This window comes from Bradyrhizobium uaiense (assembly GCF_010811875.1).
Classification (GTDB): Bacteria; Pseudomonadota; Alphaproteobacteria; order Rhizobiales; family Xanthobacteraceae; genus Bradyrhizobium; species Bradyrhizobium uaiense.
Genome location: NZ_VKHP01000037.1, coordinates 41015 through 48494, shown reverse-complemented (window position 1 = coordinate 48494; position 7480 = coordinate 41015). Strand labels below are relative to the sequence as shown.

The 7480-nt window shown below is 66.0% G+C and carries 5 protein-coding genes; all 5 read right to left on the bottom strand.

What is annotated here, in order from left to right:
- The coding region (locus FNJ47_RS12065) for a two-partner secretion domain-containing protein (RefSeq protein ID WP_235999839.1) at positions 1-2398 on the bottom strand (2398 nt) is incomplete at its 3' end.
- 297 nt (positions 2399-2695) lie between these two features.
- Positions 2696-3691: a FecR family protein gene (locus tag FNJ47_RS12060; protein ID WP_163153291.1), complete on the bottom strand. Its 996-nt coding sequence runs from the start codon at positions 3689-3691 to the stop codon at positions 2696-2698.
- Between the two features lie 94 nt (positions 3692-3785).
- A complete protein-coding gene (locus FNJ47_RS12055) occupies positions 3786-4289 on the bottom strand; it encodes an RNA polymerase sigma factor (protein ID WP_163153290.1) in 504 nt (167 codons plus the stop codon).
- Positions 4286-4975: a TonB C-terminal domain-containing protein gene (locus FNJ47_RS12050; RefSeq protein WP_163153289.1), complete on the bottom strand. Its 690-nt coding sequence runs from the start codon at positions 4973-4975 to the stop codon at positions 4286-4288. Before FNJ47_RS12050 ends, FNJ47_RS12055 begins: the two co-directional genes overlap by 4 nt.
- Before the next feature lie 210 nt (positions 4976-5185).
- Entirely contained in the window at positions 5186-7474 is a 2289-nt protein-coding gene (locus FNJ47_RS53905; protein ID WP_163153288.1) for a VWA domain-containing protein, read from the bottom strand.
- Positions 7475-7480 lie beyond the last annotated feature (6 nt).

Genomic DNA, 7480 nt, shown 5'->3' with positions numbered 1-7480 from the left:
CCGGTACAGCCAGGTTCAACGGCGCCAAGGGCGGCGTCGACGGCACGCGGGCGGTCAGGCCGTCGACTCTCGATTCGTCGATCGTCGCGCTCGACATCACGGCGCCAGGCGCAAGCTCCAGCGGCGCCTCGACCAGAATTTCCTTGCTGCTCGCAAAGTTGAGACCGCCCAGCCTGGCGGCATTGAGCGCGTCGGAATTGAAGAATGCAGTCCCGATGCGATCGTCGGGCAGGACCGACGTGGCGTTCAGCGCCTCGGTGATCTCAGGCGTCTGGCCGAAGACGACCCGCGCGGTGGATGCAGCGGTGAGGCCAAGCCCGGAATAGCCCCCCAGCGCGAGCTTGCCCTGGAGCGGCGCAACATACTGCGACAGCTTGTAGCCGTCGGTGACGCCGTCCGGCCGAGCCGTCGTCTGGCGTGAGCCGGTGACGACGTCGGCAACGATGTTGGCCTCGAACGCCGCCGTCGGCGTCGACAGAATCAGAGAGCCGGCGTCGCGGCCGATGGTGTAGCCATCCTCCCAGCGGCTCGTCACGCGGCCCTTGCCGAACGGGCTGGTCCAGATTTCAGTCAGATTCGACGCAACCTTGCCGCCGAGCTTGTGCTCGTGAACAAAACCGCCGCCGAAGCCGTAGAACTGCACGTCGGCGCGTGCCTGCCCGACACCGTAGACCCGGCCGTCCGCCCCAAGGAAATTGGTGGTGCGGATATAGCCGCCTTGATAGCTCACCGAGCCGCCGGAGACGTCGAACACCGCCCCCTTCTGCGCCACGACTTCCTGTGCTGACAGCGCGACCGTGCCGCCAACCGCGGCCCATTCGCCGATCCGGTGGGCGGTATTGGCGAGATATCCCGAGATCTCGAGCAGGCCGCCCGGCGTGTAGTAGCGATCGGTCGCATAACCGCCGGTGCCTGCCGGCACCAGCACTAGGTCGCGCGCGTCGATCCAGACATCCGCGTTCTTCAGATTGCCCTGATCACGATTGGCGGGCGAGTCGCGCAGCTCATTGCCTTGTACGTTGATCAGCAGGTTATTGGCCGACATCGGCAGCAGCACGCCGCGCACGCCCGAGACGTCGACGATGGATCCACTCTCGGCGAAGACGCGATGGCTGGCGCTGACCGCCACCTGGCCGCCTTGCGCCTGCGTGGTCGAGCTATCCTTGAAGTTGACGGTGCCGCCGCTGACGATCTCGATCCGTCCCTGGTCGAGCCGGTCGGCGAGCTGTGATAGGTTATCGAACTGGGCGTTGGCGACCGGGGCGTGGATGAAGGCCTTGGAATCGGCGACCAGCTGGCTGCGCTGGCTGTCGAGCGCGGTGTCGCTGCTGTCGAGCTCGGGCAGGATTGCGGTCAGGCTGCCGCTGCCGAGCGTGATGTTGCCGGCAGAATCGGAGGCTGAGTTCAGCAGGTGGATCGTGCCGCGGGTGTTGACCGAGGTCGTGGCGACAAGCAGCCCGCCCTGGGTGATGCTGCGGCCCGCGAGCGTGATGTCGCCTTGCTGGGTGAAGATCAAACCTGAGTTGCCGACAGCCGCGATCGCGTCGCGGACGATCGGCGAGATTTCGTTGCCGCGCGTGGTCGAGGCCTGGTTGGCGTCGGTGCTATAGCCCGGGCGCAGCAGGAAGTCGTTGCCGGCGGCGAGTTGCACCTGGCCGCGCGGTGCGCTGATCGAGCCGGCGTTGCTGACCTCGGTTCCCATCAGCAGGACGAAGCCGCCGCCCTGCGTCACCGAGGATGGCGCGTTGGTCGCGATCAGCGCGCCAGCCTCGACCGTCACGGCACCGCGGGCCCCGGTGAAGCTCGGCACATATTGGCCGCCGGCTTGCTGCGCGTAGATGCCGTTGGTGAGGAACTGGGTATCGGCGATGTTTGCAGTCGAGGCGATCAGGGAGCCGACATTCACCTGGCTCGCGCCGCCGAAGATGATGCCGTTCTGGTTGATCACATAGACCGAGCCGTCGGCCTTGATATTGCCGAGGATCTGGCTCGGCGCCGTGCTGCCGACCACGCGGTTGAGCGCTACCCAATTCGCATTGCCTTGCTGGTCGAAGGTCAGCGTGGTGCGCGCGCCGACGCTGAACGAATTCCAGTTGAGGATCGCCTGCGCCCTGGTCTGCCGGATGCCGACCTGGGTCTGGCCGGCGGCATCGACCGCCTGCGTCGGCGCATTGGCGCCCTGCCATCCCGGCGCCGCCTGGAGGCCGCCGGGCGTGAGACCGTTGGGTACGGCGACCTGCGGCAGCGTCGCCGAGCGCTGCGAGGCCTGCGCGGAGCTCCGCGCCGCATTCTGCAAGGCCTGCATCGCCTGGATGGCGCGTGTGGCGCGCGCCATCGCATCCTGACCTTGCTTGGCCGCTGCTGCCGCATCCTGCGCAGCCGATTGCGAAGCTGCCATCGCCGCAGCCGATGGTGATGCTGTCCAGGCCGATCCAAACGGGCGCGCGGCGACCGGCGCATTGGCAAGAAGTGCCGCGACGCTGACGCTGCCAAACAATGCAGCGCGAACGGTTGCGCTGGATAGAGACCTGGAGAAGCGGGGAACCATGGAATCGCTTTCTTGCGCGGGGCGATGTCGAGCCGAACATTCGTGTCCCGGTGCCGGCACCGAGACCCTTGCGGCTGTGACGATCCCGAACGGGTCGACCCGCACGCCGGACTCGAACTTTTTTCGCAACCCTCGTTGGCCGCCTCCTCAGCTCAGCAGCACAATGCCGCCGGGCAGTGTTTTGGCTTTCACGCCAAAGGCTTGCTCGAGCTGTAGGAGAATCTCGTCGATCCGATCGATATGGAAGCGGCCGTTGATCAGATGCGCGTTCAGCTCGGCATTGACGATGAAGATCCGGCCCGATCGGTACCGGTTCACCTCTTCCACCACCTTGGGCAGCGGCGTGTAACGGAAGACGAGCAAGCCCTCTTGCCAGGCCGCTTCGACCGCCGGATCGATTGCGACGATGTCGCTCAAACGCCTCTCGTCATAGGCAATCTGCTGCCTCTCACGAACAGTGCGGGCATTCCCCTGATGCTCGACGCGAACCTCGCCCCCCAGACAGGTGACACGCACCTCGGCGCCGAGGTAACGCACGTCGAACGAGGCTTGCGTCGCAACCGTTTGACCGCTGGACGCGATCACAGTCACAGGTCTCGACAGCTGCGGAGTTGTCGCGATCGATGCCTGTCCGGTGATCAACTCGATCCGGCTGGTGTCACCGTGGTCCGGCCGCAGCGCGATGCTGGTTCGCGAGTCGAGGTTGATCGAGACGCTGTCGCTCAAGGCAAGCTTGCGCTGCTCTCCCGCACCCGTCCGGTAATCTGCCGCAAGCTCGGACCATGACGGCCAGAGCTCGAGCGGGGGACGCAGCGCGACTGCCCCGGCAGCTACCGCCGCGGTCGCAAGTCCGCCGCGAAGGACCAGCCTGCGGGTCATCACGCGCCTTGCTTCGCCATCAAGCAACGCGCCGAGCGATGCAGGGTCGTACCGGAGGTTATGACCGGCGTTGCCAACCGTCTCCCAAAGCTTGCTTGCGTTCGCAAAAGCAATCGCGTGGGCTGCGCTCTGCCGGCGCCACAGCTGGAACGTATCGGCGTCCTCGACCGTCGCGTCTCCGGACGTCAAGCGCCTCACCCAGGCGTGTGCTTCCCGCTCCATCGCGCCGAGCCCCATGGTCGATTTGCTGCCTTCGCTGGTCATTCGGACTTGCCTCGCAGCGCGCGCCATCGGCGGCCTCCGCAGCCGGGTCGTCCGCTTGTCCATTTGACGTTCGCCATAGCCACAAACCGCACAACTATTTTCCCAGCCTCAGCGCGCAGTGTTCCTGGGCGAGGCGGAGCTCCTTCTCGACCAGACGCAACGAGACCCCCAGCCGGCTGGCAATTTCCCGCTGCGGCATCCCCTGAAGCCGCGCCGCCAACAGGATGACCCGGCGCCGTGGCGTCAGTTCCGCAATCGCCTTCTCCAAGGCCTCGATCTCGAAGCGGGCCTCCGTAATCTGACCCGGCCCCGGCGCTTCGTCCACGATATGCAGCAGATCCTGGACCTCGTTGCGGGCCAGGCGCCGCTTCTCTGCCCGCTGCCGATCGATTGCAACATTGAAGGCCATGCGGAACAGATACGCGGCCGGGCTTTGGACCGAACCCACCACCTCCGCACGTCCGAGACGCACATAGGTGTCCTGCAACGCATCACTGGCCAGCTCCGCCGATCCCAGACGACGGCTAAGCCGCAGCTTGAGATCATCGTAACGGGCAGCCAGGAAGCTGCGGAGCATGGTCCGGGTTGCGTCACTCATTGCGGCACGCTCAGTTCGCCTGGCCGCTGGTACGGATTGCGTCGATGCCGGCGCAATCCTGCGCCTGTTCCGACAGGCGCGGCGCAACAACCATGGTGAGGGGCTGCGAGATTCCCCGACGGAGGCGCCTCCTTCATTCTCAATCCGCGAAGCGTGCTCTCGATCGCGCTATCGACGCGTCCATCGCCGGTCTTGCTCAGAAGCCTGGTCTGCTGGACGGTTCCGGTTGGAGCGATCCAGAACTGCACGGCGATCCGGTACCTGCCCGGCCTCAGCACAGCGTCCCTGCAGAAGGCCTCGCGAATTCGCTCCTGCACCACGGCGTAGTAACGCGCACGAACGACTGGATTGCCTTTTTGCGCATCAACTTCAGATGGGCTCGACTGCCCTGCGGACGGAGACGAGGGCACAATCACCACTGCATTCTCAGACGTCAGACGGCCGACAAGGCCGGTCCCATCGAGCAGGATCTGCAAGGCTTCAGATGGCGCGAAGACTCCCCTCACCTCGCCCGAGAGCCGGCCGGTCGCAAGCCGCGCATCATAAAGCACCTCGCGCTTCGATGTGACGCCATAGCTTTCCAGCGCGGACGTCAGGGACTGCGAGGGAATATCGAACGTGATGCGCGTTGCAGAGGCGCCTGGCTCCTCTTGTCCCACGGCGACATCGGTGCCGGCGCCCAGCATGCAAAGGCAGATCAAGACGCACAATCGACGAGGAGCGTCTGAGGGGCCTCCCGCCAAGCCCCTCGAAAGATATCGAATGCTCATCGTATCCGCGTCGATTGTTTCCCAAGCGGGCCGCTGTGTCCAATCTGCAACGTTAGCGCCGAAGTGTGACAGCGGTGCGTAGGCTCGCGGAGGAGGATCTGAACCGTCCCGGGGCGGCAGCACCCTCTATTTCTTCAGTTCGGCGTAAAGCTGCATCACCCTTTGCGGCAGCACCTCGATCCGCGGCACGCGGAGGGCACACCGTTCACCGAAAATGCGATCGAGCTGGGGAAACCTGTCCTCGCCGATACCAAAGGCGAAAATATCGGTGCCGCGCCGCCGCAGCTGCTGCGCGGCACGGCGTGCGTCCTCCACGAGATATTGCGGATCGGGCACGTCGACATCGGAAGGCTCGCCGTCGGTGAGGACCAGCAGCACCTTCCGGAACGCGCGCCGGCCTGCGAGGTAGCCGCCGGCATGGCGCAACGCCGCCCCAAGCCGGGTGGAATGGCTGCTGCCAAGCCCCGCGAGACGCGCACGAACGACGGCGTCCATCGGCTCCTCAAAGCCCTTGATGCGCAGATAGCGCACGCGCTCGCGGCCGTCGGAGCTGAAGCCATGCACCGCGATCGCGTCATTGGCAGCGTCGACCGCCGTCGCCAAGATCGCGGCCGCCTTGCGCTCGACATCGAGAACCGTCCGACCACGGCGATCACGATCGGCGGTTGATTGCGACAAGTCGAGCAGCAGCAGAATCGCGAGATCGCGCGGTCCCGGCGCATCACGTTGGTAGACCCTGGGCTCGCTGATGCTGCCGGCGCGCCGCTCGATCGTCAGCGCGATCGCCGCGTCGATGTCGAGCGCATCGCCATCACGCTGGCCTTTGTGGCGGACGCGGCGACCAATCGACGCGTCGCGGGTCAGCTCGGTGATCCAGCGCATCGCCTCGGTGTCCGTCGAAGGATCGAACGGCTGCGCGGAAACGTCGGCATCGGCTTCCAGAATCGTGGTCCAGTCCGCCCGTTCGGTACGCGCCGCATAATCCCATTCCGGGTAGGTCGCGACTGGAAATCCGTCCAGCAGCGTCACCGCGCTGGCCTTCGCGCGCAGCGTCTCGTCCGGCCTTGCGTTGTCGTCGGTGGATTGTCCGCTCGGATCGTCACGTCGTTCGATCCGCACCGAATCGATCGCAAGTTCGATCGTCTCGGTCGGGCTGTCCGGCTGGTCGCCGAAATCCCACAGTGCCAGATTGTCGTCGCGGTACGCGGGTTCGACGACGTAGCTCTTGGCGTTGAATTGCAGCCGCATCTGCCCGATGTCGTTGCCGAGCAATCCGCCGATCTCGCGGCTGATGGCCGGATCGGTCGAGCGGCCGGCGGCATCGGCAAACAGCTGACGTCCCTTGGTCACCCACGCATCCGGATCCTGATAATCCGGATCGATCAGCGCCCGCGCCAGCCGCACCATCAGTCCGGCTGCGGTTGCCTGGCCGGATGACGTCACAGTGTGGAACGGCAGCCACAGCCGGCGCAGGCCGGGCATCTCGCGCAGCGCCAGGGTCTCGACCCTGGCATCCTCGATCAGCGAGACCAGCGCAATCTGCAGCGCCTTCAGTCGCCCGACAGGAAAGCGGACGGTGGAATGCGCCAGATGCGCACCGGCATGCGCGACCGCCGCAAGATAGATGGCGTCCGCCGCCTCACCCTCGAAGCCGGGAAAGGTCTCGGGAAGGCCGATGAGTCCGGCGGCGAGCGACGTGCGCCGCGGTACCGGCGTCGGTGCAATGGCTAGCTTGCGGAAGCGTAGCTTCCTGTTCCACAAGGCGATCATTGTGGCAGCAAGGCGTTTCTCCAGCCGTGCGAAATCGTCGCCGGTCCGGCCGACGGCGAACAGCCGCGCCGAGAGCGGATCGTCGAGCGCGAAATAAGTGCGCCGCCGCGCCGCGCGGCCACCGCTTGCGCGCAAGCCGGCGGAAACCCAGGCGGAGAAATCCTCGCCGCCGGCATGCGCAAGCAGTTGCCCAAGGCGGCCGATCGCAAGGCCGACCGATTCCGGCCCCACATCGGCGAGCTCGCCAAGCGCGGCAAGAACGGTGGAGAGCTCTCCAGCCCCCGAGAGCCGGGGTAGCACCTTGGACATTTCGGCCAGCAGCGCATGGGCAGCGCGGCTGCCGGCGTTGCGGCCGATATCCCCAGCGGCGCGGCCGATCGCGATTAGGTCATAGGTCGATCGCGGCGCTCGCCATTGCTGCGACAGTTGCAGAAAGCCCAACAGCACGGCCTTGCCGAGATTGGCCTCGAACAGGTCGTGCACAGCCTCGTCCCAGGCCGCGAGATGATCGGGCGGAGCCATCCGGTACAATGCGGCCCGGGCCGCCTGCACGGCCGCGCCGACGTCATCGTGGCCACGCAAGAGCGCCGCAAGCCGGCGTCCGGATCGGAAGCTATCGAGCGAACTGATTTGCGCGACCGCCACCTCCGA